At 51.4% G+C, this 26,603-nt stretch carries 25 protein-coding genes and 1 other RNA gene; 18 read left to right on the top strand and 8 right to left on the bottom strand.

The features are described 5' to 3' along the window. Window positions 1–227: 227 nt before the first annotated feature. From N7268_RS01480 to zapA, 3 genes are all read right to left on the bottom strand, one after another. Window positions 228–824, bottom strand: a complete 597-nt coding sequence (locus N7268_RS01480) for a 5-formyltetrahydrofolate cyclo-ligase (RefSeq protein ID WP_260861565.1) — start codon at window positions 822–824, stop codon at window positions 228–230. A gap of 19 nt (window positions 825–843) precedes the next feature. After that, window positions 844–1,027, bottom strand: a non-coding RNA gene (ssrS, locus tag N7268_RS01475) — 6S RNA. Window positions 1,028–1,068: 41 nt separating this feature from the next. Next, window positions 1,069–1,398 (bottom strand): cell division protein ZapA, encoded by a 330-nt coding sequence (gene zapA, locus N7268_RS01470; RefSeq protein ID WP_042322090.1) that lies wholly within the window; start codon window positions 1,396–1,398, stop codon window positions 1,069–1,071. 167 nt (window positions 1,399–1,565) lie between these two features. Between zapA and N7268_RS01465 the strand changes: the two genes are divergently transcribed. From N7268_RS01465 to N7268_RS01430, 8 genes are all read left to right on the top strand, one after another. Continuing rightward, complete coding sequence (locus N7268_RS01465; protein WP_260861564.1) at window positions 1,566–2,144, top strand: YecA family protein; 579 nt, start codon at window positions 1,566–1,568, stop codon at window positions 2,142–2,144. Window positions 2,145–2,168: 24 nt separating this feature from the next. Next, window positions 2,169–3,485 (top strand): Xaa-Pro aminopeptidase, encoded by a 1,317-nt coding sequence (gene pepP / locus N7268_RS01460; RefSeq protein ID WP_260861563.1) that lies wholly within the window; start codon window positions 2,169–2,171, stop codon window positions 3,483–3,485. Next, window positions 3,482–4,660, top strand: a complete 1,179-nt coding sequence (gene ubiH, locus N7268_RS01455) for a 2-octaprenyl-6-methoxyphenyl hydroxylase (protein WP_260861562.1) — start codon at window positions 3,482–3,484, stop codon at window positions 4,658–4,660. Before pepP ends, ubiH begins: the two co-directional genes overlap by 4 nt. 89 nt (window positions 4,661–4,749) lie before the next feature. Continuing rightward, window positions 4,750–5,952: an FAD-dependent 2-octaprenylphenol hydroxylase gene (gene ubiI / locus N7268_RS01450; RefSeq protein WP_260861561.1), complete on the top strand. Its 1,203-nt coding sequence runs from the start codon at window positions 4,750–4,752 to the stop codon at window positions 5,950–5,952. Window positions 5,953–6,406: 454 nt separating this feature from the next. Next, window positions 6,407–7,501: a glycine cleavage system aminomethyltransferase GcvT gene (gene gcvT / locus N7268_RS01445; RefSeq protein WP_260861560.1), complete on the top strand. Its 1,095-nt coding sequence runs from the start codon at window positions 6,407–6,409 to the stop codon at window positions 7,499–7,501. 24 nt (window positions 7,502–7,525) lie between these two features. Beyond that, window positions 7,526–7,915, top strand: coding sequence for a glycine cleavage system protein GcvH (gene gcvH, locus N7268_RS01440; RefSeq protein WP_003026965.1), 390 nt, complete (start codon window positions 7,526–7,528; stop codon window positions 7,913–7,915). A gap of 127 nt (window positions 7,916–8,042) precedes the next feature. Next, window positions 8,043–10,916, top strand: a complete 2,874-nt coding sequence (gene gcvP, locus N7268_RS01435) for an aminomethyl-transferring glycine dehydrogenase (RefSeq protein WP_260861559.1) — start codon at window positions 8,043–8,045, stop codon at window positions 10,914–10,916. 67 nt (window positions 10,917–10,983) lie between these two features. Next, window positions 10,984–11,727: an SDR family oxidoreductase gene (locus N7268_RS01430; protein WP_260861558.1), complete on the top strand. Its 744-nt coding sequence runs from the start codon at window positions 10,984–10,986 to the stop codon at window positions 11,725–11,727. Between the two features lie 83 nt (window positions 11,728–11,810). Here N7268_RS01430 and N7268_RS01425 read toward each other — a convergent pair whose 3' ends face one another. Continuing rightward, entirely contained in the window at window positions 11,811–12,911 is a 1,101-nt protein-coding gene (locus N7268_RS01425) for a glycerol dehydrogenase (protein WP_260861557.1), read from the bottom strand. 320 nt (window positions 12,912–13,231) lie between these two features. On the opposite strand from N7268_RS01425, the gene N7268_RS01420 reads away from it, so the two are divergent. The 5 genes from N7268_RS01420 (at window position 13,232) to N7268_RS01400 (ending at window position 19,503) form a co-directional block, all read left to right on the top strand. Continuing rightward, the gene (locus N7268_RS01420; RefSeq protein ID WP_260861556.1) at window positions 13,232–14,143 is read left to right on the top strand and encodes a dihydrodipicolinate synthase family protein; all 912 of its coding nucleotides are present in this window, start codon (window positions 13,232–13,234) and stop codon (window positions 14,141–14,143) included. A gap of 86 nt (window positions 14,144–14,229) precedes the next feature. Beyond that, window positions 14,230–15,750, top strand: coding sequence for a UxaA family hydrolase (locus tag N7268_RS01415; RefSeq protein WP_260861555.1), 1,521 nt, complete (start codon window positions 14,230–14,232; stop codon window positions 15,748–15,750). A 123-nt stretch (window positions 15,751–15,873) separates the two neighbouring features. Continuing rightward, window positions 15,874–16,884 carry a PdxA family protein gene (locus N7268_RS01410; protein WP_260861554.1) on the top strand — a complete coding sequence of 337 codons (1,011 nt, stop codon included), beginning with the start codon at window positions 15,874–15,876 and terminating at the stop codon, window positions 16,882–16,884. A gap of 210 nt (window positions 16,885–17,094) precedes the next feature. Next, entirely contained in the window at window positions 17,095–18,588 is a 1,494-nt protein-coding gene (locus N7268_RS01405) for a GntP family permease (protein WP_260861553.1), read from the top strand. Between the two features lie 159 nt (window positions 18,589–18,747). After that, entirely contained in the window at window positions 18,748–19,503 is a 756-nt protein-coding gene (locus tag N7268_RS01400) for an IclR family transcriptional regulator (RefSeq protein ID WP_260861552.1), read from the top strand. Window positions 19,504–19,570: 67 nt separating this feature from the next. On the opposite strand, the gene bglA is transcribed toward N7268_RS01400, so the two are convergent. Both bglA and N7268_RS01390 read right to left on the bottom strand, forming a co-directional pair. Next, the gene (bglA, locus tag N7268_RS01395) at window positions 19,571–21,004 is read right to left on the bottom strand and encodes a 6-phospho-beta-glucosidase BglA (protein WP_260861551.1); all 1,434 of its coding nucleotides are present in this window, start codon (window positions 21,002–21,004) and stop codon (window positions 19,571–19,573) included. Window positions 21,005–21,125: 121 nt separating this feature from the next. Further along, window positions 21,126–21,854, bottom strand: coding sequence for a MurR/RpiR family transcriptional regulator (locus N7268_RS01390; protein WP_260863514.1), 729 nt, complete (start codon window positions 21,852–21,854; stop codon window positions 21,126–21,128). A gap of 52 nt (window positions 21,855–21,906) precedes the next feature. On the opposite strand from N7268_RS01390, the gene yqfB reads away from it, so the two are divergent. Together yqfB and trhA are read left to right on the top strand one after the other, a co-directional pair. Next, complete coding sequence (gene yqfB, locus N7268_RS01385; protein ID WP_260861550.1) at window positions 21,907–22,218, top strand: N(4)-acetylcytidine aminohydrolase; 312 nt, start codon at window positions 21,907–21,909, stop codon at window positions 22,216–22,218. Between the two features lie 162 nt (window positions 22,219–22,380). Next, a complete protein-coding gene (gene trhA / locus N7268_RS01380) occupies window positions 22,381–23,040 on the top strand; it encodes a PAQR family membrane homeostasis protein TrhA (protein WP_260861549.1) in 660 nt (219 codons plus the stop codon). A gap of 66 nt (window positions 23,041–23,106) precedes the next feature. Here the strand turns inward: trhA and ygfZ are convergent, their stop codons facing one another. Next, window positions 23,107–24,087 carry a tRNA-modifying protein YgfZ gene (gene ygfZ / locus N7268_RS01375; RefSeq protein WP_260861548.1) on the bottom strand — a complete coding sequence of 327 codons (981 nt, stop codon included), beginning with the start codon at window positions 24,085–24,087 and terminating at the stop codon, window positions 23,107–23,109. 256 nt (window positions 24,088–24,343) lie between these two features. Here ygfZ and sdhE point away from each other — a divergent pair, with 256 nt between their 5' ends. Further along, a complete protein-coding gene (gene sdhE / locus N7268_RS01370) occupies window positions 24,344–24,610 on the top strand; it encodes an FAD assembly factor SdhE (RefSeq protein ID WP_096755798.1) in 267 nt (88 codons plus the stop codon). Next, window positions 24,591–24,998 carry a protein YgfX gene (locus N7268_RS01365; protein ID WP_198905887.1) on the top strand — a complete coding sequence of 136 codons (408 nt, stop codon included), beginning with the start codon at window positions 24,591–24,593 and terminating at the stop codon, window positions 24,996–24,998. The genes sdhE and N7268_RS01365 overlap by 20 nt, the downstream gene beginning before the upstream one ends. A gap of 45 nt (window positions 24,999–25,043) precedes the next feature. Here N7268_RS01365 and fldB read toward each other — a convergent pair whose 3' ends face one another. Next, window positions 25,044–25,565, bottom strand: coding sequence for a flavodoxin FldB (fldB, locus tag N7268_RS01360; protein WP_260861547.1), 522 nt, complete (start codon window positions 25,563–25,565; stop codon window positions 25,044–25,046). A gap of 122 nt (window positions 25,566–25,687) precedes the next feature. On the opposite strand from fldB, the gene xerD reads away from it, so the two are divergent. After that, the gene (gene xerD, locus N7268_RS01355; RefSeq protein ID WP_260861546.1) at window positions 25,688–26,584 is read left to right on the top strand and encodes a site-specific tyrosine recombinase XerD; all 897 of its coding nucleotides are present in this window, start codon (window positions 25,688–25,690) and stop codon (window positions 26,582–26,584) included. Window positions 26,585–26,603: the final 19 nt, after the last annotated feature.

Genomic DNA, 26,603 nt, shown 5'->3' with positions numbered 1-26,603 from the left:
TTACGATAGGGGCTCAGCAGAGTGCTGAAACGGGAAAGCCCCTACCGAAGCAGGGGCTTTAAAAAGGAAAGGGACGATGATGAGATACGTCATCATGCTGCTGATCCTGTTAATCATCGCTTGGCCAGCATATTAACAGAGAGTACGCAGGAGGGAGGTTCGCCTCCCTCACCCTTCACCGAGGAATTTAGGTCAAAAAAACGACGCTGTCAATTGGCAAAAAACGGCTACCATTCCCATATTTTTGACGGCGTCACCACTGCAGGTAGCGGGATATCCCACTCTTCGACAGGCAGTTTTTCGACTAACTGGCAATCATGCGCATAACCTACGGGCTGGATGTTATGTTGCTGCCAGTTTTGTAATGTGCGGTCATAAAAACCACCACCCATTCCCAGACGTTGTCCGTCTTCATCAAACGCGACCAACGGCGTGATCAGCACATCCAGTTTTGACAGCGGCAATACGTCGCGCACATCCAGTTTAGGCTCCTGAATTTTTAACCGGTTTGTCACCAGCTCGCTGTGCGGATGGTAATGCAGAAACAATAAATTACCGGGGCTGAACGGATGCAAAACCGGAAGGTAGACTCGCTTGCCGGCACGCCAAAGCTGTTCGATCAGGGGTTGGGTATCGAGTTCGCCATCAAAGGAGAGAAACAGTGCCACGGTATGGGCAAGAACCACGGGAGGAAAGCTCAGCATTCTGGCTGCGGCTTGCTGACCAAAGTGGATTTGCTGATCGAGGGTAAGCGCGCGACGACGCTGGCGAATCAGTTGACGAATTTCTTGCCGGGATAAAGGAAGTTCAGAAAGTAGTGTCATGGCTGTTGCCAGGTAGAAGGGAATCTCCGAGATGCCGCCGCAGGCTGTAACCCTTGAACCCTTGGTTCAAGGTGAATGCGTCGTCACAGTTTTAAGGCTTCTCGGACGGACCGAGCATGCTCACCAACCGTGGAGCGCCACATTCTTGTGGTATGAAATATCGGCTCAGGGGACTGGCCCGCTTGCAAACATCTCAGAGAAATTTTGTCTTCACGGTCACTCTACCACAGTAAACCGAAAAGTGTTATTCAAAGTTTTGGCTCGTTTTTTCGGTTATGCGACCCTGATCAAGCAACGCTTGTTCAATGGTTTGTTGCAGCATCCGAATACGTTGTTCCATGCTCGCCGCGTACTCACGCGTCTTCGCTTTTTCCTGAGTTAATTCATAGCTGATGTTCAACGCGGCGATGAAAACCAGCTGCTCAGTATTTGTGACTCTAGTGCGAACTTTCAGATCTTGCAATCGCTGATTCAGATCGTCCGCTGCCTGATTCAACGCATCCCTTTGTTCAGGCGGGCAATTCACGCGCAGTGAACGGCCAAATATTTGGATATCGACGGGTTGTGCAGACATGCCACCTTCCTGCTGATTGACTGCGCTGCCTTCGTCTTCAGACCTGGGGTCCGCGAAGGGGCGACACTATAGCTACCCTGGGATCAAGATACAAGCCCTTTTCTGGTTCACCAGGGGCCAAAGTGGTAGCATACCATGAATATTCCTCCCTTTGATGACGAATGCTTATGTCTATACAGAACGAAATGCCTGGCTACAACGAAGTGAGCCAGTTTTTGAACCAACAAGGGGCCGGATTGACCCCCGCGGAAATGCACGGATTGATCAGCGGGATGATTTGCGGTGGCAACAACGACAGCTCCTGGCAGCCGCTGTTGCACGACCTCACAAACGAAGGCCTGGCCTTCGGTCATGAGCTGGCCCAGGCGCTGCTGAAAATGCATGCTGCCACCAGCGATGCTCTGGAAGATGACGGCTTCCTTTTTCAGCTTTATCTGCCTGAAGGCGATGACGTCAGCGTGTTCGATCGCGCCGATGCGTTGGCCGGCTGGGTAAACCATTTTCTGCTGGGCCTGGGCGTCACGCAGCCTAAACTCGACAAAGTCACCGGCGAAACCGGTGAAGCTATTGACGACCTGCGCAACATCGCCCAACTGGGATATGACGAAGACGAAGATCAGGAAGAGCTGGAAATGTCGCTCGAAGAGATCATCGAGTACGTGCGTGTTGCGGCATTGCTGTGCCATGACACCTTTACGCGTCAGCAGCCGACCGCCCCGGAAGTCCGTAAACCGACTCTGCACTAAGAACGAAACGCCAAGGAGAGTGTTATGACGCAGCAAGAGTATCTCCGCCGTCGCCAGGCTTTACTGGCGCAAATGCAGCCAGGTAGCGCCGCGCTGATTTTTGCCGCACCTGAAGCCACACGCAGTGCGGACAGTGAATATCCGTACCGCCAGAGCAGCGACTTCTGGTACTTCACCGGTTTTAACGAGCCTGAAGCCGTGCTGGTGCTGATTAAAAGTAATGACACTCACAACCACAGCGTTTTGTTCAATCGGGTTCGTGACCTGACGGCGGAGATCTGGTTTGGTCGTCGTTTGGGTCAGGAAGCCGCCCCGGAAAAACTGGGCGTTGATCGGGCGTTAGCCTACAGTGAAATCAACCAACAACTGCATCAGTTACTTAATGGTCTGGACGTGGTTTATCACGCGCAGGGCGAATATGCATACGCCGATGAAGTCGTTTTCACCGCCCTGGAAAAACTGCGCAAAGGCTCCAGACAAAATCTGAAAGCGCCTGCCGCGATTATCGACTGGCGGCCGATGGTGCATGAGATGCGTCTGTTCAAATCTAAAGAAGAGATTGCTGTGATGCGTCGCGCCGGAGAAATCACCGCGCTGGCACATACCCGTGCGATGGAAAAATGCCGTCCGGGGATGTTCGAATACCAGTTGGAAGGGGAAATTCACCACGAGTTCACGCGTCATGGTGCACGCTACCCCTCCTATAACACCATTGTCGGTAGCGGTGAAAACGGCTGCATCCTGCATTACACCGAAAATGAAAGTGAAATGCGCGATGGCGATTTGGTGCTGATTGATGCGGGCTGCGAGTACAAAGGCTATGCAGGCGACATTACCCGTACCTTCCCGGTCAACGGCAAATTCACGCCTGCACAGCGTGAGATTTATGACATTGTGTTGGAATCGCTGGAAACCAGCCTGCGCCTGTATCGTCCGGGAACGACCATTCAGCAGGTAACTGGTGAGGTGGTCCGTATCATGATTACGGGTCTGGTAAGACTCGGCATTCTGCAGGGTGACGTTGAGCAACTGATTACCGAGAACGCACACCGTCCTTTCTTTATGCATGGCCTTAGCCACTGGCTGGGGCTGGATGTACACGATGTTGGTGCTTACGGGCAGGATCGCTCACGCATCCTCGAACCGGGGATGGTGCTTACCGTCGAACCCGGATTGTACATTGCACCGGATGCCGACGTACCGCCAGCGTATCGCGGCATCGGGATTCGTATTGAAGATGACATTCTCATTACCGAAGAGGGTAATGAAAACCTGACCGCCAGCGTGGTCAAGAAGGCGGATGAGATTGAAGCCTTAATGGCTGCGGCGAGACTGCAATGAGCGTGATTATCGTGGGTGGCGGCATGGTGGGCGCGACGCTGGCGCTGGCCATTTCCCAGCTTAGCCATGGGACGCTGCCAGTGCATCTGATCGAAGCGAGCGAACCTGACTCTGATAGCCATCCTGGGTTTGATGCCAGGGCGATAGCGCTGGCGGCGGGTACATGCCAGCAGCTTGCGCGCATTGGCGTATGGCAGGCGATTGATGATTGCGCTACGGCGATCAAAACGGTACACGTCAGCGATCGTGGGCATGCGGGATTTGTGACGCTTGATGCGCAGGAATACCGCATTCCGGCATTGGGGCAGGTGGTTGAACTTCACGATGTCGGGCTGCGTCTGTTTGCGCTGCTGCGTAAAGCGCCAGGCGTAACGCTGCATTGTCCCGAGCGCGTTGCGAGCGTGTCACGTACTCAGGAGCAGGTTAACGTGACGCTGGAAAATGGCGAGGTGATCACCGGTCGCGTACTGGTTGCCGCTGACGGTACTCGCTCGGCGTTGGCGACCGCATGTGGGGTTGACTGGCAGCAAGAGCCTTACGAACAACTGGCGGTGATTGCCAACGTTGCGACGTCCGTCCCGCATGACGGACGTGCGTTTGAACGCTTCACGTCGTCTGGTCCGCTGGCGATGCTGCCCATGTCTGATGGCCGTTGTTCGCTGGTGTGGTGCCATCCGCTTGAACAGCGCGATGAGATCATGGCCTGGTCAGATGAACAGTTTTGCCGCGAACTGCAAGCCGCATTTGGCTGGCGTCTGGGGCGGATCACGCAAGCCGGTAAACGCAGTGCTTATCCGCTTGCGTTAACCACCGCAGTGAAGGCGATGACGCATCGCACCGTGCTGGTTGGCAATGCGGCACAGACGCTCCATCCTATCGCTGGGCAAGGTTTTAACCTCGGTCTGCGCGATGCGATGAGTCTTGCTGAAACGCTGACGCAGGCGCAAAGCAACGCCGAAGACGTGGGTGATTACACCGTGCTATTGCGCTATCAGCAACGTCGTCAGGCCGATCGTGAGGCGACGATTGGCGTCACGAACATTCTGGTGCATCTGTTTGCTAATCGCTGGGCACCGCTGGTCGTTGGACGTAATGTCGGCCTCATGGCGATGGAATTATTTACCCCGGCACGTGATGTTCTGGCGGAGCGGACCCTGGGTTGGGTTGCGCGATAAATATGGCCTTCCGGCAGGGTTACCCGCAAAAATGCCTGATGGCGCTGTGCATATCGGGCCTACGGATTACAGGTTTTGAGGATTAAACAGTGCAAAGTGTTGATGTAGCAATTGTCGGTGGTGGCATGGTCGGGCTGGCGGTTGCCTGCGGTTTGCAAGGCAGCGGGCTGCGCGTGGCGGTGTTAGAACAGCATGTTCCGCAGCCGCTGGCGACGGATGCGCCGCCTCAGCTTCGTGTGTCGGCCATTAATGCTGCCAGCGAAAAGCTGCTTACCCGCCTCGGCGTGTGGTCTGACATTGTCGCCCGCCGCGCCTGCTGCTATCACGGCATGGAGGTCTGGGATAAAGACAGTTTCGGGCGCATCGAATTTGATGATCAAAGCATGGGGTACAGCCATTTAGGGCATATTGTAGAAAATACGGTCATCCACCACGCCTTGTGGCAAAAGGCGCAGCAGTCGGCAGATATTACGCTGATGGCGCCGGCAGCACTCCAGCAGGTCGCCTGGGGTGAGAATGACGCTTTTCTGACCCTGAAGGATGGCTCAATGCTGACCGCACGTCTGGTGATTGGCGCAGATGGCGCTAATTCCTGGTTGCGCAATAAAGCTGATATTCCGCTGACGTTCTGGGATTATCGCCACCACGCGTTGGTCGCGACGATTCGTACCCAGGAAGCACATGGCGCCGTGGCTCGCCAGGCGTTTCATGGGGAGGGGATTCTGGCATTTCTGCCGCTCAGCGACCCGCATCTGTGTTCTATCGTCTGGTCGCTCTCGCCACAAGACGCTGAGCGTATGCAGCAGGCCAGCGTAGACGAGTTTAACCAAGCGCTGAACATCGCCTTCGATAATCGTCTGGGATTATGCCGCGTTGAGAGCGAACGTCAGGTATTTCCGCTGACAGGGCGCTATGCGCGCCAGTTTGCGGCGCATCGTCTGGCGCTGGTGGGAGATGCGGCGCATACCATCCATCCGCTGGCGGGCCAGGGCGTTAACCTCGGCTTTATGGATGCCGCAGAGCTGATTGACGAGCTTAAGCGCCTGCAGCGTCAGGGGAAAGACATTGGTCAGTACCTCTATTTGCGCCGCTATGAGCGTAGCCGTAAGCACAGTGCGGCGATGATGCTGGCCGGAATGCAGGGGTTCCGCGAACTGTTCGCCGGAGAGAATCCAGCTAAAAAACTGCTGCGTGATATTGGTCTGAAACTGGCCGATACCCTACCAGGTGTTAAACCACAACTCATCCGTCAGGCGATGGGGTTAAACGATCTTCCTGAGTGGTTGCGCTAACCGTCCGAAAGGACAATTTTAAGAGTTTGAGACCCGTCACATTTTCCTCTCCCGGCCTGCGCGCCGGGATGCCAATCTCATTTGAAATAATCTAATTCCACACCTTTTTTCGCATTAGTTATTCTAATATCACTGTTTTTCAATAACGCCATTTTTGACATTTTTTCCACATTTAATGTGGAAATGTGCCGGTTAATTTACTGCCTTATTGTTGTTTGTTCTTCTTATTTGCCAATTGTCTGGTTTTTTATTCTGACGACGATTTCGCCATTTTTAGTCATAAGCTAATGTGATGGTTAATTTTGCCTTATGGTTTAGCGTCTGTTTCGGTGGTAAGTTCAAGGCAAAGAGAACGTTTGCGTCGCGGCCTCCTGGAGCGGCTGCGATGCTGGGTTTCGTGGCGAAGAATTCACCACGAAAGAGTTGATAGCCCCGCTTATTCAACGAGGAAAAGATGGCTCAACAGACTCCTTTGTACGAACAACACACGCTATGTGGCGCGCGCATGGTTGATTTCCATGGCTGGATGATGCCCCTGCATTACGGTTCTCAACTCGACGAGCACCATGCTGTCCGCACCGACGCCGGTATGTTCGATGTGTCGCATATGACCATCGTTGACCTGCGCGGTAGCCGCACCCGGGAGTTCTTGCGTTATCTACTGGCCAACGACGTTGCGAAACTAACGAAAACCGGCAAAGCCCTTTACTCCGGTATGCTCAACGCTTCGGGCGGCGTGATAGATGACCTGATCGTCTACTACTTCACTGAAGATTTCTTCCGCCTCGTTGTAAACTCCGCCACCCGCGAAAAAGACCTCTCCTGGATTACCCAACACGCTGAACCTTATGCCATCGACATCACCGTGCGTGATGACCTGTCGATGATTGCCGTGCAGGGGCCGAATGCGCAGGCGAAAGCCGCCACGCTGTTTAATGACGTGCAGCGTCATGCGGTAGAAGGTATGAAACCTTTCTTCGGCGTGCAGGCCGGTGATCTGTTTATCGCGACCACGGGTTATACCGGCGAAGCGGGTTATGAAATTGCGCTGCCGAACGAAAAGGCCGCGGATTTCTGGCGTGCGCTGGTAGAAGCAGGCGTCAAACCCTGCGGACTGGGCGCGCGCGATACGCTGCGTCTGGAAGCGGGGATGAATCTGTACAGCCAGGAGATGGATGAAGGTATCTCTCCGCTGGCCGCTAATATGGGCTGGACCATTGCGTGGGAACCCGCTGACCGTGACTTCATTGGTCGCGAAGCGTTGGAAGCTCAGCGTGAAAAAGGCCACGAACAACTGGTTGGCCTGGTGATGACGGAGAAAGGTGTCCTGCGTAATGAACTGCCGGTACGTTTCACCGACGCCCAGGGCAACCTGAAGGAAGGCGTTATTACCAGCGGTACGTTCTCCCCGACGTTGGGTTACAGCATCGCGCTGGCCCGTGTTCCGGCGGGTATCGGCGAGACCGCAATCGTGCAGATCCGTAACCGTGAAATGCCGGTAAACGTGACTAAACCTGTTTTTGTGCGTAACGGCAAAGCCGTCGCGTGATTCATCCTTTTTGGAGATTGATTAATGAGCAACGTACCTGCAGAACTGAAATACAGCAAAGAACACGAATGGCTGCGTAAAGAAGCTGACGGTTCCTACACCGTTGGTATCACCGAACATGCTCAGGAGCTGCTGGGCGATATGGTTTTCGTTGACCTGCCGGAAGTCGGCGCCACCGTCAGCGCGGGCGATGACTGCGCCGTTGCAGAATCCGTCAAAGCGGCTTCTGACATCTATGCGCCAGTAGGCGGTGAGATTGTTGCGGTGAACGACGCGCTCAGCGACTCCCCGGAACTGGTAAACAGCGAACCGTATGCCGGCGGCTGGATCTTCAAAATTAAAGCCAGCGATGAAAGCGAAATTGAGTCGCTGCTGGATGCGACCGCATACGAAGCTTTGTTAGAAGACGAATAAATACGCTTATGCCGGATAGCGTTGTGCTTATCCGGCTTACAGAGCGTAGGCCCGGTCAGTGTAAGCGCCACCGGGCACGCAGACAGAGACAATCACGATTCACTGCACGTTTCAGGAACCATCGCCCATGACACAGACGTTAAGCCAGCTTGAAAACAGCGGCGCTTTCATTGAACGCCACATCGGACCGGACGCCACGCAGCAGCAAGAGATGCTGAATGCAGTTGGCGCCGAGTCGTTAAACGCGCTGATCGGCCAGATTGTGCCGAAAGACATTCAGCTCGACACTCCGCCGCAGGTGGGCGAGGCGGCGACCGAATACGCTGCGCTGGCTGAATTAAAAGCCATCGCCGGGCGTAACAAGCGCTTCACGTCCTACATTGGCATGGGCTATACCGCCGTGCAGTTGCCGCCGGTTATTCTGCGTAACATGCTGGAAAACCCGGGCTGGTACACCGCGTATACGCCGTATCAACCAGAAGTCTCCCAGGGGCGCCTGGAAGCACTGTTGAACTTCCAACAGGTCACGCTGGATTTGACGGGTCTGGACATGGCCTCTGCTTCTCTGTTGGATGAAGCAACCGCTGCCGCTGAAGCCATGGCGATGGCAAAACGCGTCAGCAAACTGAAAAATGCTAACCGTTTCTTCGTGGCTTCTGATGTTCATCCGCAAACGCTGGATGTCGTACGCACCCGTGCGGAAACCTTTGGCTTTGATGTCATCGTCGATGACGCTGCAAAAGCGCTGGAGCACCAGGACGTCTTCGGCGTGCTGTTGCAGCAGGTTGGCACCACCGGTGAAGTTCATGACTACAGCAAGCTGATTGCTGAGCTGAAATCTCGTAAAGTCGTTGTTAGCGTAGCCGCTGATTTCATGGCTCTGGTGCTGCTGACTGCCCCGGGCAAACAGGGCGCAGACATTGTCTTCGGCTCTGCCCAGCGCTTTGGCGTACCGATGGGCTACGGTGGCCCGCATGCGGCATTCTTTGCTGCAAAAGACGAATTCAAACGCTCCATGCCAGGCCGTATTATCGGTGTTTCCAAAGATGCTGCGGGGAATACCGCACTGCGCATGGCGATGCAAACTCGCGAGCAGCACATCCGCCGCGAGAAAGCGAACTCCAACATTTGTACCTCGCAGGTTCTGCTGGCCAACATCGCCAGCCTGTATGCCGTTTATCATGGTCCGGTTGGTCTGAAACGCATTGCCAACCGCATCCACCGCCTGACCGATATTCTGGCGGCGGGCTTACAACAGAAAGGGCTGAAGCTGCGTCATGCGCACTACTTCGACACCCTTTGTGTCGAAGTGGCGGACAAAGCTTCTGTGCTGGCGCGTGCTGAAGCGGCAGAAATCAACCTGCGCAGTGATATTCATAACGCGGTAGGTATCACGCTCGACGAAACCACCACCCGTGAAAATGTGGTGCAGCTGTTCAATGTTCTGCTGGGTGACAACCATGGCCTGAACATCGATGCACTGGATAAAGACGTGGCGCTCGACAGCCGTTCCATTCAGGACTGCATGCTGCGTGACGATGCGATCCTCAGCCACCCGGTGTTCAATCGCTATCACAGCGAAACCGAGATGATGCGCTATATGCACTCGCTGGAGCGTAAAGATCTGGCGCTGAACCAGGCGATGATTCCGCTGGGTTCGTGCACTATGAAGCTGAACGCGGCTGCGGAGATGATCCCAATTACCTGGCCTGAATTCGCTGAACTGCATCCGTTCTGCCCGCCAGAGCAGGCAGAAGGTTACCACCAGATGATCGGTCAGCTTTCTGACTGGCTGGTAAAACTGACCGGTTACGACGCCGTCTGTATGCAGCCGAACTCCGGCGCACAGGGGGAATACGCGGGTCTGCTGGCGATTCGTCATTATCACGAAAGCCGTAACGAAGGTCATCGCGATATCTGCCTGATCCCGGCGTCCGCTCACGGTACCAACCCGGCTTCCGCACAGATGGCGGGCATGCAGGTGGTGGTCGTAGCTTGCGATAAGAACGGCAATATCGACCTGGCTGACCTGCGTGAGAAAGCAGCGCAATCAGGCGAAAACCTCTCCTGCATCATGGTGACCTACCCGTCTACTCACGGTGTGTATGAAGAGACCATTCGTGAAGTCTGCGAAATCGTGCACCAGTTTGGCGGCCAGGTTTACCTGGACGGCGCAAACATGAACGCCCAGGTGGGTATCACCTCTCCGGGCTTTATTGGCGCGGATGTCTCGCACCTCAACTTGCATAAAACCTTCTGCATTCCGCACGGCGGCGGCGGTCCGGGTATGGGGCCGATCGGTGTTAAATCGCACCTGGCGCCGTTTGTTCCGGGCCACAGCGTGGTACAGATTGAAGGGATGCTCACCCGTCAGGGCGCGGTTTCTGCCGCACCGTTCGGTAGCGCCTCTATTCTGCCAATCAGCTGGATGTACATCCGCATGATGGGCGCAGAAGGGCTGAAGCAGGCAAGCCAGGTGGCGATTCTTAACGCCAACTACATTGCCAGCCGTCTGAAAGATGCTTATCCGGTGCTGTATACCGGTCGCGATGGTCGTGTGGCGCACGAGTGTATTCTCGACATTCGTCCACTGAAAGAAGAGACCGGTATCAGCGAGCTCGACATTGCCAAGCGTTTGATCGACTACGGATTCCACGCGCCGACCATGTCTTTCCCGGTCGCGGGTACGCTGATGGTGGAGCCGACGGAGTCTGAAAGCAAAGTCGAACTGGATCGCTTTATCAATGCGATGCTGGCTATTCGTGCAGAGATCGATCGCGTGAAAGCCGGTGAATGGTCGCTGGAAGATAACCCGCTGGTTAACTCACCGCATACGCAGAACGAGCTGGTGGCCGAGTGGAATCATGGCTATAGCCGTGAAATTGCGGTCTTCCCGGCGGGCGTCGCGAACAAGTACTGGCCAACAGTGAAACGTCTTGATGACGTGTACGGTGACCGTAATCTGTTCTGCTCCTGCGTGCCAATGAGCGAATATCAGTAATACTTAGTGTATTCAACGTAGGCCGGGTGCGCGCATGCGCACCCGGCTTTTTTATTGGGGAACATTTATGGCAATTGCGTTGGTGACGGGCGGGAGTCGGGGGATCGGGCGCGCAACGGCATTACAGTTGGCGTCAGAAGGGTATACGGTCGCGGTTAACTTTCATCACAACATTCGTGCCGCAACCGAGGTGGTGAACGCGATAGTTGCCGCAGGGGGTAAGGCATTTGCGCTGCAGGCGGATATCAGTGATGAACGCCAGGTTATGGCGATGTTCGAAGCCATCGACCAGCAAGGCGAACCACTGGCTGCGCTGGTGAATAATGCCGGTATTTTATTTGAACAAAGTACAGTCGAAAATTTCACTGCCGAGCGAATTAATCGGGTACTGGCGACCAACGTTACGGGGTACTTTCTCTGTTGTCGGGAAGCGGTAAAGCGGATGTCTTTAAAGCACGGCGGTCAGGGCGGGGCGATTGTGAATGTCTCCTCGGCGGCATCGCGGCTTGGCGCACCGTTTGAGTATATCGATTACGCGGCGTCGAAAGGGGCGGTTGATACACTGACGACCGGACTGGCGCTGGAAGTGGCGGCGCAAGGTATTCGTGTAAACTGCGTACGTCCTGGTCTTATCTACACAGAAATGCACGCCTCTGGCGGTGAGCCAGGTCGAGTCGATCGCGTGAAGTCGATGCTACCCATGCAGCGCGGCGGGCAGCCAGAAGAGGTGGCGCAGGCGATAGTGTGGTTGTTAAGCGACAAGGCGTCTTATGTCACCGGAAGTTTTCTTGAACTTGCGGGGGGTAAGTAATCTTTTAATGAACAACCGGGACATATCGTTTCCGGCTGTTCATTTTTGAATGCTATCGCGAAAAGGATCACAACAGGTCACGATTAGCGTAGAGTTTTCAGACGACGCCCCTCCGCATCGGCCGCACGCATTGCCGCCAAGACGTTGGTCGGTGTCACCTCGTAGGGTTCATTATGCATTGTCTCACCAGGCAGACAGGCTGCTTCCGCCGCTTTGAATAGTTCTTCATCGCTGACATCCTGCAAACCAATATCCTCGAGCGTGGTCGGTAGTCCCAGATCAAGGCAGAAATTATATACCGTGGAAATGAGCTCTGGATCGCGATCTGTCAGCATTAACATGGCAAGCGTACCAAATGTGACTTTTTCACCATGCCAGTAGTGATGCGTCTGCGGTAATACTGTTAGCCCGTTATGAATAGCATGAGCGGCTGCCAGACCTCCGCTTTCAAACCCGAGACCGGAAAGTAACGTATTGGCCTCAATAACATGCTCAAGTGCTGGCGTGACTTTTTGCTGCTCACAGGCATTTTTGGCCTGTACACCATACTTCAGTAGCGTATCAAAACACAGGCGGGCCAGACTGAATGCTGTCATAGGGCCCTGGTGTCCGGTCATATTACCTGCTTGCTTGATCCGGCAATCTTCCGCTTCGAACCAGGTCGCCAGTGCATCACCAATCCCGGACAACAGAAATCGTACCGGAGCCTGTGCAATAACAGCCGTATCGACCAACACCACATCTGGATTACGCGGGATCATCAGATAACGCTTAAATTGCCCTTCTGATGTGTAAATAACCACTAGAGAACTGCACGGGGCATCGGTAGAGGCCAGTGTGGGGACAATAACAATAGGTCGTTTTAATGATGCACCAGTCGCTTTCGCAGTATCCAGCGTTTTGCCTCCACCAATACCGACAATAATTTCTGCCCCGCAATTCTCTGCAAGATGAGAGACCCGATTTATTTCTTCATCTGAACATTCACTATTAAAAATCTCAACGTGATAACTAAGTTTTCCTGCCAGTGCATTATTAATTTCGTCTCCCATTTTCTTGTTAACGATAGGGTCCTGCAGTATCAATGCTTTATTACCCAACCTAAGGATTTCGTCGGCTAGAGAGTGTTCTATAGCACCTGCACCTTGTACGTAGCGTCCGGGGAAAATAGCAGTAGTAATCATAATGTTTCCTTATAAAATAGAAGTTCCATACATGGAACATTAGTTCTGGGTTGTATTTATAGTTATCCTATATCGTGATGTCGTCAACTGCTGAATTAATAAGAATGTAATATTTATTTAGCGAGTGGCGACATGAAATTATTCCCATATCAATTGTTGCGAATATGTAACTATTAACATTTTATAAATAAGGTGGGGAAGATCACATAAACACGCACTATTATCTGGCAATTGCAAATAGCGGTTGATTCTGCATCTGAATGGGAGAATAATTCTCTGGGTAGAACATTGGTTCTGTATATGGAACAAGGCGTGATAAAATGAATCTTGATAAGTTTAAAGGGGTTTTCCCTCCCGTTCCGACGATTGTGACTTCTGAAGGTCAACTGGATCGCATTGGAATGGGGGCCATGCTTGATAAAGTCATTAATGATGGCGCTCACGGTGTACTCATTCTTGGGAGCGGTGGCGAGTTTTGTCACATGGCATATCAGATGCGATTGGATGTCACTGAATTTGCGCTGAACTATGTGAACGGGCGCGTTCCGGTGATGATAGGTATTGCAGCGCCAGGCACCCGCGAAACCATTGAATATGGGTTACATGCTCAACAACATGGAGCAGATGCGGTACTGGTTGTGAATCCTTACTATGCCATCTTAAATGCTGATTATATCTATCAACACTATCGTACCGTTGCCGAAAACCTGAAGACCCCTGTTATGTTGTATAACTTTCCAGCGTTAACGGGACAGGATATTGGTCTGGAGGTGATTGAACGCCTTGCTCGCGACGTGCCTAATATTGTCGGTATTAAAGACACGATTGATAACATCAGCCATACGCGAGAAGTAATTAACCGCGTACATGCATTTCGCCGCGATTTTATTGTGTTTTCAGGATACGACGAATATATGCTTGATACCCTGATCCTCGGGGGAAATGGCGGTATCCCGGCAACGTTTAATATTGCGCCAGAGATTACCGGGGGCATATATAAGGCCTTCATGGAAAAGGATTATGAAGAGGCGTTTAAGAAACAACGCGTGCTGGCGAAACTGTCCTCGCTTTATGCGATTGAGTCTCCTTTCTTTGGCGTTATTAAAGAATGTATTAAAGCAACCGGGATGAATATATCTACTGAGGTCATTGCGCCGACGTTGAAATTATCGGCAGAAAAAATCGAACAAGCCAGAAGTATTCTTCGGGCTGCAGAGGTTATCGCTGACTAACCGGTAGTTGCTCCGGAGGATTTCAGGCTATGGTTTCCCGCTAGCCTGAAGCACAATCATTACAGGATTCTTGAGGCTTTATTAAGATGAATACGGCTTATCCAGTGATTAAAATAAACAGCAATGATGATGTTGTCGTTGCCCGCTTTCCTGTGACGGGAGGCACCTGGCTGGCGCACGAGGAGACTACGGTGAATGTAGATATTCCTGCGGGGCATAAAATTGCACTACGTGATATCGCCGTTGGTGAAGCAGTAAAACGTTATGGCCAGGTCATTGGTTTTGCTTCGCAAGAAATTAGGCAGGGCGATCATGTCCATACGCATAATTTAAGTATGGGGGACTTTACCCGCGATTACGCCTTTGGCAAAGACACAGTTGTGCTGCCAGCTGCTGAAAAAATTGACACCTTCATGGGTATTCGTCGGCGGGATGGTCGTGTCGCAACACGAAATTTCATTGGCATTCTGACTTCTGTTAACTGTAGCGCCACCGTCGCCAGAGCAATTGAAGATCACTATAAGAAAGTCGGGCTGGATAAATACCCTCAGGTTGATGGCGTTGTTGCCTTGCCACAAAGCTTTGGCTGTGCATTTGGATTTAACAGTGAAACTATGGCAGTTATGCGCCGTACACTGAGCGGCTATGCGCGGCATGTGAATTTCGCCGGTGTTGTAATTATTGGCCTTGGTTGCGAGTCAAACCAGATTAAAGACCTCATCCAGACGGAAGGACTTGAGGAGGGCAAGTTACTGCATAGTTTGACGATTCAGGAGACGGGGGGCACGCAAAAAACGATCGATAAAGGGATCGCGATCATCGATGCCATGTTGCCCGAAGCCAACAATATTACCCGCGAGCCTGTGCCAGTGAGTGAGATAATCCTGGCATTAGAGTGCGGGGGTTCTGATAGCTACTCCGGTATTTCCGCCAACCCTGTGCTTGGGTATGTGGCCGACAAAATTGTTCAGCAGGGCGGCACGGCCATTTTGTCTGAAACTTCAGAGATTTTCGGCGCAGAGCATTTATTGACGCGCAGGGCTGTCACCCCTGAAGTGGGTCAGAAGCTCATCGCTCGCATTAAATGGTGGGAGGACTATTGCGGCAGAACGAAAAGCGAAATGAATAACAACCCCTCAGCAGGTAACAAAGCGGGAGGATTAACAACCGTTCTGGAAAAATCATTGGGCGGTATTGCTAAAGGCGGCACGTCAAACCTCGTAGAAGTGTATGAATACGCGGAACCTGTTACGGCGAAAGGATTGGTGTTTATGGATACCCCAGGGTATGACCCCATGGCGGTGACCGGTCAAATTGCCGGAGGGGCTAATTTGCTCTGCTTTACCACCGGCCGAGGCTCTGCGTTTGGCAGTAAGCCGACCCCCTCGCTGAAAATCGCGACCAACAATGCGTTATGGCAACGCCAGCAGGAAGATATGGATCTTAACTGCGGCGATGTAGCGGAAGGTACTGAAACTATCGCTCATGCGGGTGAGCGACTTTATGCCCATGTCTTGGCAATGGCCTCAGGGCAAAAAACAAAAAGTGAGAAGTTTGGCTATGGCAGCCTGGAATTCGTGCCGTGGACAATGAATGCCATTATGTAGTTGGCGTACATATTTGTTTATATGAGACATCGGTCAAGAAAATGAACGCTCATCTTTATCGATGCCAGTAGCATATATATGAGATTACATTCTTAATTATTGAGTTTTATTCCGAGGTGAATAATGAAAAATAAACCTGTGCTGGGTATTTTCTTAGGTGAGGCCGCAGGTATTGGCCCTGAATTAGTTGCAAAAGTGATTGCTGATGGTACTGCGTATCAATATTGCAAACCGATTATTATTGGCGATGCCAGAGTATTGGCACTCGGGCAAAAAATCGCAGGCGTAAGTTTCCCGTGTGAAACCATTACAGATCCATCCCAGGCTAACTGGGATAATGGCGCAGTCCCGCTCATCGACCTTAAAAACTATGACCCTACTGACCTTGTTATGGGGGCAATTGATACCGTGTCAGGACATGCGACCGGAGATTCTCTGATTATCTGTATGGAATTACTTAAGTCCGCCAAAATTGACGGTTTCGTCTTTGCTCCACTGAACAAAGAGGCCTTCAAAAAAGGAGGATGGCATATTGAGGATGAACACTATTTATTCGCAGAACAATTGGGATGCCTGGACAGACCGCGCGGCTTACTGAATGTGCTGGACGATCTCTGGGTATTCCGCGTAACGGGGCATGTTCCATTCCGTGATATTGTGAAATATATCACCCCAGAGAATGTAGGGCGTTCCGTTCAGTTGTGCTATGACACTCTGCGTATGGCTGGCTATGACAATCCACGCATTGCCGTAGCAGCACTGAATCCACATGCCGGTGATGGTGGTACGTGTGGCACGGAAGAAATCGATGTTCTGATCCCAGTTATTGATGAATATCGAGCCAAAGGGATGGATATCTATGGTCCTGTACCCGGGGATACGTTGTTTATTCATGCCTTTAATCATGAATATGATGCGGTTGTTACTTTGTTTCACGATCAGGGACAGATAGCGACAAAGCTTCACTCATTTGATGTTGGTGTTACCGTGGCCGGTGGTTTGCCGTATGCCATTACGACACCTGAGCATGGCACTGCCTTTGATATTGCCGGGAAAGGGATAGCCAAAACACTGGCTACGGAAAGGGCAATCGCCGTAGCGGCCAATATGGCCTTAACAAATAAAACCAAATAGCAATTATTGGTATTAATTAACGTTCAGGAAAGTATTTAAGGTTCCACACCCTACAGGCCGCTATGAAAATACTTCCTGACGTAAGCTATATATAATTGCTGTGCTATTAGCCTTATTTGTTATCAACGTTGTTATCGTCGAGAACGAGAAAGTATAAGTGTTGAACGAAAGAGCATAAATAATACCTTATATCATTATTGGAACGCTATCATGAATAATCGAGAAATGGCGCAATTATCTCTCCCATCAAAAGAGAAAGGAAATATTATAACGACTTACATTTCCTTGTTTATATTAATTTTGTTTGTTGGTATGCCGATTATCGCCAGTATATTTAGCATTTCTATCCACTCAACCCCGTATGTCGTTACCAGTGGGGTTGTCGCGATAGGTTTGCTGATTATCCTGATCACTAAACTGAAATTACACCCCTTTTTTGCGTTGTTGATCTCGTCAATCTTCCTTGGGGTGGTTAATGGTATTGGTGTCGCAAAAACGGTCAAAACGTTTACCCATGGTTTTGGCGGACAGCTGGGCGTGACTGGCGTGGTCATTGGGCTTGGCGCAATGCTTGGCGGCTTGCTGGTTCAGTCAGGCGGCGGCGACAAAATTGCCGATATCATCATTGGCAACCGGAAAATGGTGTGGATGCCGCTGAGTGTGGGGCTGGTCTCCCTGATCATCGGTTTACCGAACCTCTTCGAGGTGACATTTGTGCTGATGGTTCCGCTGGTTTTTTCCATCACCAAACGTCTGAAACTTCCAGTCCTTGCCGTTGCAATCCCGATGTCTGCCGGGCTGATGACGGCTCACGCGCTGCTTCCGCCAGGACCGGCAACGATCATTGCGGCAACGGCTTACAATGCGAATATTGGTGAGACTACACTATACGGGGTGATTATCAGCATTCCTGTGCTCCTGGTTGGTGCCTACCTGTTCCCACGTCTGATGCATCGCCATCTGGCGGTAGGAACACCACTTGATTTGACGGGCCCAGCCCATTCGTCTGGTGAATTGGATGGAGAAAGAACACAACCTTCATTAGGTTCGGCATTAGCCACGGTGCTAATTGCTCCAGCGCTGATGATTGTTGGGACCATTGGGCTTAACTTTGTTTCACAAGCGGGCCTGTTACAAGACGGTTTGCAGGCAATCAGTAATCCAATCATTACACTCAGCCTGGCGCTGGCCTATGCGATGATTTTCCTGGGGCGCGGTTGTGGATTCCAGACTGAAGACATCCTCGCTATTTGTAAGAAGAGTATTGTTCCGATTGTGGGCCTGCTGCTTATTATCGGCGGCGGCGGCGGACTTAAGGATATGCTTACCGCTATTGGCCTGAGCGACATTGTCAGCCATCTGGCAACTGAATGGTCTATTCCCCCGCTGCTTTTTGCTTGGCTCATCGCAGTGGTGTTCCGAATCGCTCTGGGATCTGGTACGGTCGCAGTTTCTGCTTCTGGGGGTATTGTGGCAGCGTTGCTGGCGGCGAATCCGCATACGAACGTCGCGTTGTTAGTCCTTTCCACCACCACTGGTGCTATGTTCTTCTCACATGTAAGCGATGGTGCTTTTTGGTTGTTCAAAGAGTACTTTGGATTGACTGTTCCGCAGACACTGCGCACATGGAGTTTATTAGTGACAGTACAGTCAATTGTCGGGTTAGTGTGTGTACTTGCTCTGGGGGCGGTTATAGGTGCATAAATCACGCTTCCAACACATTGAATTGAAGATGTAACCCCTTAAATCAGCCATAGATCACATCTGTGGCTGATTCTTTATGTCGCCCCCAGGCAAGTATTACTATGCTTGCCAATTGAGGTATAATCCCCCCATTCTTTTGGCCAGCCATTGAACTTAATTATGTTAACAAATTCAACAACTTCAGTGCCTGCGCTTGATAAGACGATTAAGATCTGCAACTACCTGTTTACATCTCCAGGCGCAACATTCAGTCAGATCCAACAAGATCTTGCACTGCCGAAAAGCAGTACATCTTCGCTTCTCAATGCGCTCACCATTCACCGTATCCTCCGTCAGGAAAAAGGTCGTTTTTACCTGGGACTTAAATTATATGAGTGGGGAAATAAATCCCTGGAGCAATTCGATATTCGTAATATTGCGCTCCCCATACTGGAACGCGTGCGCGATCAGACCGGGTTAACCTGCCACTTAGGGGTGCTGGAGGAGTTATCGCCAATCTATCTACTTAAACTGGAAAGTCATCATCCTATCAGCATTCGGACGTGGGAAGGTAAGAAGCTTCCATTACACAGTTCCGGGATTGGGAAGGCATTATGTGCCTGGCTGCCACAGGAGACAATTGACGCGTTGCTACCGGATGAGAATCTTCCCCGTTATACCGAAAAAACGATAACGAAAAAAAGTGATCTGATGGCTGAGTTTGCCAAAATCAGACGCAAAGGCTGGGCTTACGATGATGAAGAGGATTGCCCGGGTGTTTTCTGTATTGCGGCGCCTGTATTTGATCATAAAAAACAGGTCATTGCTGCGATCAGTGTGAGTGGTGTTCAGCTCCAACTCCCGGAGGACAAGATAGTGGAAACCTCGATATTGATTATGAATGCCTGTCGCGATCTATCTGCAAAAATGATGTAAAAGCATGCTCACGCTGCCCCCAAATGGTTTATCTGTGGGGGCAGCGCCGTCACAGTATTCGGCAGAATTACAGCTTCTCGCCGTTACTGGCGATCACCTCTTTGTACCAGTTAAAACTCTTCTTGCGCGAACGTGACATATCGCCAGTGCCGTCGTCATGCTTATTCACGTAAATAAAACCATAGCGCTTGCTGTATTGACCGGTAGTGAACGAGACGCAGTCGATGCAGCCCCATGGTGTGTAGCCCATCAAATCCACGCCATCATAGGTCACGGCTTTCATCATCTCTTCGACGTGGGCACGCAGATAGTCGATACGGTAGTCATCATTGATGCTGCCATCTTCTTCTACTTTATCGTAAGCACCAAAGCCATTTTCGACGATGAACAGCGGCTTTTGATAGCGCTCATACAGCTCGCATAAGGCATAGCGCAGACCAACGGGATCAATCTGCCAGCCCCAGTCGGATGCTTTTACGTGCGGGTTTGGAACGCTGCCCTCAAAACCGGAGATGGCATCGCCGCTGCCGCCTTCCGCTTTCACGGCATTGGTCATGTAGTAGCTGAAACCAAGATAATCACAGGTCCCTTCGCGCAGGATTTTCGCGTCGCCATCTTCCATCCTGATGTTGAATTCGCGACGCTCCCACTCGTTAAGCACATAGGACGGGTAGTAGCCGCGTAACTGGACGTCGGTGAAAACATAACGCTCACGCATGGATTCCTGAGCGAACATGACATCTTCCGGCTTACAAGAGAACGGATACAGCGGCACCATCGCCAACATACAACCGACTTTCATTTCCGGGTTAATGCGACGAGCCGCTTTTACGGCCAGTGCGCTGGCAACAAACTGATGATGCAGCACCTGATACATCGTCTCTTCCGGGTTTTTATGTTCGGTGTAGACCACGCCGGAGCAGCAGTAGCCGAACAGCGGGGCACGCCAGTTGCGCTGATTGTTGATCTCATTGAAGGTCATCCAGTACTTGACCTTGTGCTTGTAGCGCTCGAAAACCACTTCAGCAAAGCGAACAAAGAAATCGACAACCTTGCGGTTGGTCCAGCTCCCGTACTGCTGTACCAGATGCAGCGGCATTTCAAAGTGGGAGAGAGTGATAACCGGTTCAATATTGTACTTGAGCAGTTCATCGAACATGTCGTCGTAGAACTTAAGCCCTTCTTCGTTTGGCTGGGCTTCATCACCTTTCGGGAAGATGCGGGTCCAGGCGATAGACGTACGGAAGCATTTGAAGCCCATTTCGGCAAACAGCTTAATGTCTTCTTTGTAATGGCCGTAAAAATCGACCGCATCATGGTTCGGGTAGTACTTGCCAGGCACAACGTCCTGAGTGATTTCACGTGGAACTCCGTGCGCGCCGCCCGTCAGAACGTCACATATGCTCGGGCCTTTGCCGCCTTTGTTCCAGCCACCTTCAACCTGATGCGCCGCAACCGCGCCGCCCCATAAAAAATCTTTCGGTAAGGTTAGTTTTTTCATCTGCGCTCAGTCTCAAATAAATACAATCTGATTTTGAGTCTAACAAAGGCGAGATAAATGTCACGATATAACAAAATAGCGTGAAAGTGATTTGTTACTTCGAAAAAACAGATTGTTTTTTTTACGCTAATTTTTTCGCCAGCTTACGGCCAAGCGACTCCAGAATATAAATGACGGGGATCTGTGTCGTGATGTCATATACGCCCGCAATACGGGTCTGGGGAACATGCCAGGATATATTGAAGTCGGCCAGTTTCGCCAGTCGTGAATGCTCATGGCTGGTGACAGAGAGTACCTTACAGTTGTGCAGGCTGAACTGGCTGGCGAAACGCAGGATCTCTTCGGTTTCACCGGAGACAGAAAGGACAATCGCTAATGCGTTTCTGGCCATATCATTGGTGACTGGGAAATAAGGATCATCAATGTGGTTACTGAATTTACCGACGTTTGAGAAAAAGCGTGCGCCATATTTTGCCAGGGCACCGGAAGTGCCTGCACCGACAAATATAATGCGCTCAGAAGATAATATGATATCAACCGCCTGATCGAGCAAATGATCAAACTCGTCGTTATTCACGCCTTTAAAGAAGCTGATTATTTCGCTGGCACCGAAATTACTCTGTTGTGGTTCATTTTGTTCTAAATATAATTTGAAGCGTACACGAAATTCCGAGTACCCCTCACACTTCAGCTTGCGACAAAAGCGCAGCACGGTGGTGGTGGAAACGCCTGCAGCATCGGCCAGTTCGCGGATGGTCATGTACATGACTTTGTCACGGTTTTTGATGACATAGTTATAGACCAGCATCTCAAGATTGTTGAGACTGGCGATGGCAGCGTGGGAGAACATACTCACAATGGCGAAACTCACTCATCAGACTTCATCTACAAGGAATAATAACATGCAGCCAAATGACATCACTTTTTTTCAGCGTTTCCAGGATAACATTCTGGCCGGACGCAAAACCATCACTATACGCGATGAAGCCGAATCACATTTTAAAGCGGGCGACATTTTGCGGGTTGGTCGCTTCGAAGATGACGGTTACTTCTGCACAATCGAAGTTGTCGGCACATCAACCATCACGCTGGATACGCTGACAGAGACACATGCCCGGCAGGAAAATATGACACTCGACGAACTCAAGCGTGTGATTTCAGAGATCTATCCGAACCAGACACAGTTTTATGTGATTGATTTTAAATGCCTTTGATTTATTTTGTACATGTGTTAGCTGAAAAATTAAAATTAATTACATGATTTTAAAAGAGTATTTTTAAATGTGGATTTATTTTAGCTAACAGGTGTTCACTGGAACCATTCTCAGTTACGCTAGAGGCGCAATCACGAAAGTGTTCGTTCTCCGGAGTAAATTATGGTTCAGAAGCCATTAATCGCACAGGGATATTCACTGGCTGAGGAAATAGCCAACAGCATCAGTCACGGTATCGGGCTGGTGTTTGGGATTGTCGGGCTGGTGCTGTTACTGGTTCAGGCTGTGGACACCAACGCCAGCGCGATGGCCATTACCAGTTATAGCTTATATGGCGGCAGCATGATCCTGCTGTTTCTCGCCTCGACGTTGTATCACGCCATTCCCCATCAAAAAGCAAAAATCTGGCTGAAAAAGTTCGACCACTGCGCTATTTATCTGCTCATTGCCGGGACCTATACGCCATTTTTGCTGGTGGGGCTGGATTCTCCGCTGGCGCGTGGCCTGATGATCGTTATCTGGAGCCTGGCGTTACTCGGTATTTTATTCAAACTGACTATCGCGCACCGATTTAAGGTTCTTTCGCTGGTCACTTATCTGACAATGGGCTGGCTGTCGCTGATTGTGGTGTATCAACTGGCGGTCAAACTGGCGGCGGGAGGCGTAACATTACTGGCGGTTGGCGGTGTCGTTTATTCGCTGGGCGTCATTTTCTACGTATGCAAACGCATTCCTTACAACCATGCTATCTGGCACGGGTTTGTGCTGGGAGGTAGCGTTTGCCACTTCCTGGCAATCTATCTGTACGTGGGGCAGGCGTAGTCGTCATTGCCCGTACCGGGTTTACAAAAATCGTAGACCCGGTAAGGTGGCCGCGACCCCGGTGACTTACTCTTCCAGTGAATACGGCAGCGGCACGATATGCAGTGTATTGGCATCGTCGCGAACGCGGAACACGCTGTCGGGTTCCATGTCATTATTCATCACGACCTGTACCAGTACCTGGCCATCCGCCAGCTGTACGGCGGCAAGAACGGTACCCGTTCGGCGCCAGTTCTCGCCCATTTTCAGTTCAAGATCTTCACCGGCTTCTGGCACCCGGCTGGCAGTGCCTGCCAGAGACCATAGCGCACGTTTGTTAGCGCCACGGAATTTCGCTCTGGCAACCATTTCCTGACCGGTATAGCAGCCTTTTTTAAAGCTGATTCCGCCCAGCGCCTGGAGATTAGTGGCCTGCGGAATAAACTGTGCGCTGTTAACTGCATCAATCACCGCGATACCCGCTTCGATATCCAACGCCAGCCACTGTTGGCTATTGTTTAACTCTGCTTCACCACGCAGCTTCCCAACCAGTGTTTCGGCCGTTGCGACATCCGTCATTAACAGGAAACGTTCTGCCGGGTGTTCAAACCACAATACCGTGGAAGCGCCTTCGGTAATCACCTGCTTTTCGCGGGTTGGCAGTTCGCTGAAAAGGTTAGCCAGCGCCGCGCGTGCCTGGAATCCCGCGACACCCAGCAACACATGCTCGTCGTCAGGCGCAATCACCACTTTTGAGAAAACCGCGTATTTTTTTAGTTCGGTCAGTTGGGCGTCACGCAGGCTGCGGCGCTCAATCCATGCAAATCCGTCACCGCGACGGAACAGACGCAGGTTGCTCCACATTTTGCCTTTGGCATCACAATGGGCGGCCAGTACGTGCTGGTGCTCGGTCAACTGGCTGACATCCGCGGTGACCTGACCCTGAATATACTTCTCACTGTCAGCACCCGTAATGGTGGCGAGTGACCAGTCATCAAGCGTCATCAGCGTCAGAGGCAAACGGGGTGACGCACAAGGCTGACGAGGAGGAAAAGATGTAAAAGCCATAATAATGTCCTGATTTGCTTAACGCAGTGATAATGACTAATGGTAAAAGAGCTATAGCCCATTGCAAGCGGTTTAAACATCCGATTTGTGCCATATGTAACGCTTTGCGAGGAGAGATCCAAAAAAGATGATCCCTTTGACTTAGTGGGGATTTATTTAGCGATCGCGCTTCCGTTTACTGATATTCCCGTAAAAGTGCGTGAAAAACACGTTACAATAGCTGGATACATCGTTTTCGCGAGACAGGGAAAAGAACATGGATATTAACAACAAAGCACGTATTCATTGGGCATGCCGTCGCGGTATGCGTGAGCTGGACATTTCTATCATGCCGTTCTTCGAACACGAGTATGACAACTTAAGTGATGACGAAAAACGCATCTTTATCCGTCTGCTTGAATGCGATGACCCGGATTTATTTAATTGGTTGATGAACCACGGAAAACCGGCTGATGCACAGCTGGAACAGATGGTACGGCTCATCCAGACACGGAATCGGGAACGTGGTCCAGTGGCAATCTGATTTACGCGTTTCATGGCGCGCACAGTGGCTTTCGCTGCTCATCCACGGGTTGGTGGCGGTGTTTATTTTATTAATGCCGTGGCCGTTGAGCTACACCCCATTATGGCTGGTTCTGCTCTCTCTGGTGGTGTTTGATAGCGTCCGTAGTCAGCGCCGCATTAACGCCTGTCAGGGTGAAATCAGACTGTTGATGGATGGGCGTTTACGCTGGCAAGGGCAAGAGTGGACGATCGTTAGCGCACCCTGGATGGTTAAAACGGGCATGATGCTACGTTTGCGTTCAGAAGCCGGAAAACGCCATCATTTGTGGCTGGCGGCGGACAGTATGGATGACGCTGAGTGGCGGGATTTGCGTCGGTTAATGTTACAGCAGGCGGCGCAGAAGTAGCACTGACGGTAAGGTTGCGCACCTTAACCGTCAGTCACAAGAGATTCAGGACCAGTGCTCGGCCATTTCGCCAAGAATTTGCTCGCACCAGGTCTGGATACGTTCATCGCTCAGATCGTACTGGTTGGTTTCATCCAGCGCCAGGCCGACAAATAGTTGTCCATCGGCAATGACAGGTTTATCGCTGGTAAATTCATAGCCTTCAGTTGGCCAGTAGCCGACAAACTTAACACCTTTGGTGACGAGTTTATCGTGCAGCATCCCCAGCGCATCCAGGAACCATTCGCCGTATCCCAGTTGATCGCCCATGCCGTAGAGCGCGACAATTTTGCCTTCCAGATTGAGGTTATCCAGCTGATCCCAGACCGCTTCCCAGTCCTCCTGAATTTCACCGAAATCCCAGGTTGGGATGCCCAAAATGAGCACATCGTACTGCTCCATTAAGGCCGGGGAATCATCCTTGAGGTTGTGTAATGTCACCAGCTCGGGACCAAGGATATCGCGGATTTTTTCTGCTGCCATTTCGGTGTAGCACGTGCTGGAACCGTAAAAAAGACCCATGTTCATTACGTTAACATCTCAATTCTGTTGTCGCGTTGCGGATAGTGTACCAGAATCGTTGCATTCTCGGCACAAAGAGGCGCAATGAGGCATAATGCATCAAAAATGAGAGTAGAAGAGGGGCGCGAGTGGAACAGGATCTGGCGCGCATCGAGCAATTTCTTGATGCCTTGTGGCTGGAACGAAATCTGGCGGAAAACACGTTAAGTGCGTATCGTCGCGATCTGACGATGCTTGTCGAATGGCTACACCATCGCGGCGTATCGCTGGCGACAGCCCAGAGTGATGACCTGCAGGCACTCCTGGCTGAGCGGATGGATGGCGGATACAAAGCCACCAGTTCTGCACGCTTGCTGAGCGCAACGCGGCGTTTTTTTCAGCATCTGTACCGTGAAAAATTTCGCGATGATGATCCCAGCGCTTCGCTTGCCTCACCGAAACTTCCGCAACGTCTACCCAAAGATCTGAGTGAAGCTCAGGTCGAACGGTTGTTGCAGGCTCCGCTTATTGATCAGCCGTTGGAGCTACGCGACAAAGCGATGCTGGAAGTGCTATATGCTACAGGGTTGCGCGTTTCTGAGCTGGTGGGACTGACGATGAGTGACGTGAGTCTGCGCCAGGGCGTGGTACGGGTGATTGGTAAAGGCAACAAAGAGCGGCTCGTCCCGCTGGGTGAAGAGGCTGTGTACTGGCTGGAAACATACCTGGAACATGGTCGCCCGTGGCTGCTAAACGGCGTGTCGATTGACGTGCTGTTCCCCAGCCAGCGAGCCCAGCAGATGACCCGACAGACCTTTTGGCACCGAATTAAACACTATGCTGTGCTGGCGGGGATCGACAGTGAAAAGCTGTCACCGCACGTATTGCGACACGCTTTTGCCACGCATTTGCTTAATCATGGCGCTGACCTGCGCGTGGTGCAGATGCTGCTTGGGCATAGCGATCTCTCTACCACACAGATTTATACCCATGTCGCAACGGAGCGCTTGCGTCAATTACATCAACAGCATCACCCGCGAGCGTGAGTGCTGACAGGAAAGGATA

The sequence above is a fragment of the Citrobacter sp. Marseille-Q6884 genome, from assembly GCF_945906775.1.
In the GTDB taxonomy this organism is placed as follows: Bacteria; Pseudomonadota; Gammaproteobacteria; order Enterobacterales; family Enterobacteriaceae; genus Citrobacter.
This window is presented reverse-complemented; position numbering and strand designations above follow the sequence as displayed.

Coding starts and splice junctions, on each gene's coding strand:
- N7268_RS01480 (WP_260861565.1), bottom strand. CDS start 824: ATGACACTACTTTCTGAACTTCCTTTATCCCGGCAAGAAATTCGTCAA.
- zapA (WP_042322090.1), bottom strand. CDS start 1,398: ATGTCTGCACAACCCGTCGATATCCAAATATTTGGCCGTTCACTGCGC.
- N7268_RS01465 (WP_260861564.1), top strand. CDS start 1,566: ATGTCTATACAGAACGAAATGCCTGGCTACAACGAAGTGAGCCAGTTT.
- pepP (WP_260861563.1), top strand. CDS start 2,169: ATGACGCAGCAAGAGTATCTCCGCCGTCGCCAGGCTTTACTGGCGCAA.
- ubiH (WP_260861562.1), top strand. CDS start 3,482: ATGAGCGTGATTATCGTGGGTGGCGGCATGGTGGGCGCGACGCTGGCG.
- gcvT (WP_260861560.1), top strand. CDS start 6,407: ATGGCTCAACAGACTCCTTTGTACGAACAACACACGCTATGTGGCGCG.
- gcvH (WP_003026965.1), top strand. CDS start 7,526: ATGAGCAACGTACCTGCAGAACTGAAATACAGCAAAGAACACGAATGG.
- gcvP (WP_260861559.1), top strand. CDS start 8,043: ATGACACAGACGTTAAGCCAGCTTGAAAACAGCGGCGCTTTCATTGAA.
- N7268_RS01430 (WP_260861558.1), top strand. CDS start 10,984: ATGGCAATTGCGTTGGTGACGGGCGGGAGTCGGGGGATCGGGCGCGCA.
- N7268_RS01425 (WP_260861557.1), bottom strand. CDS start 12,911: ATGATTACTACTGCTATTTTCCCCGGACGCTACGTACAAGGTGCAGGT.
- N7268_RS01420 (WP_260861556.1), top strand. CDS start 13,232: ATGAATCTTGATAAGTTTAAAGGGGTTTTCCCTCCCGTTCCGACGATT.
- N7268_RS01415 (WP_260861555.1), top strand. CDS start 14,230: ATGAATACGGCTTATCCAGTGATTAAAATAAACAGCAATGATGATGTT.
- N7268_RS01410 (WP_260861554.1), top strand. CDS start 15,874: ATGAAAAATAAACCTGTGCTGGGTATTTTCTTAGGTGAGGCCGCAGGT.
- N7268_RS01405 (WP_260861553.1), top strand. CDS start 17,095: ATGAATAATCGAGAAATGGCGCAATTATCTCTCCCATCAAAAGAGAAA.
- N7268_RS01400 (WP_260861552.1), top strand. CDS start 18,748: ATGTTAACAAATTCAACAACTTCAGTGCCTGCGCTTGATAAGACGATT.
- bglA (WP_260861551.1), bottom strand. CDS start 21,004: ATGAAAAAACTAACCTTACCGAAAGATTTTTTATGGGGCGGCGCGGTT.
- N7268_RS01390 (WP_260863514.1), bottom strand. CDS start 21,854: ATGTTCTCCCACGCTGCCATCGCCAGTCTCAACAATCTTGAGATGCTG.
- yqfB (WP_260861550.1), top strand. CDS start 21,907: ATGCAGCCAAATGACATCACTTTTTTTCAGCGTTTCCAGGATAACATT.
- trhA (WP_260861549.1), top strand. CDS start 22,381: ATGGTTCAGAAGCCATTAATCGCACAGGGATATTCACTGGCTGAGGAA.
- ygfZ (WP_260861548.1), bottom strand. CDS start 24,087: ATGGCTTTTACATCTTTTCCTCCTCGTCAGCCTTGTGCGTCACCCCGT.
- sdhE (WP_096755798.1), top strand. CDS start 24,344: ATGGATATTAACAACAAAGCACGTATTCATTGGGCATGCCGTCGCGGT.
- fldB (WP_260861547.1), bottom strand. CDS start 25,565: ATGAACATGGGTCTTTTTTACGGTTCCAGCACGTGCTACACCGAAATG.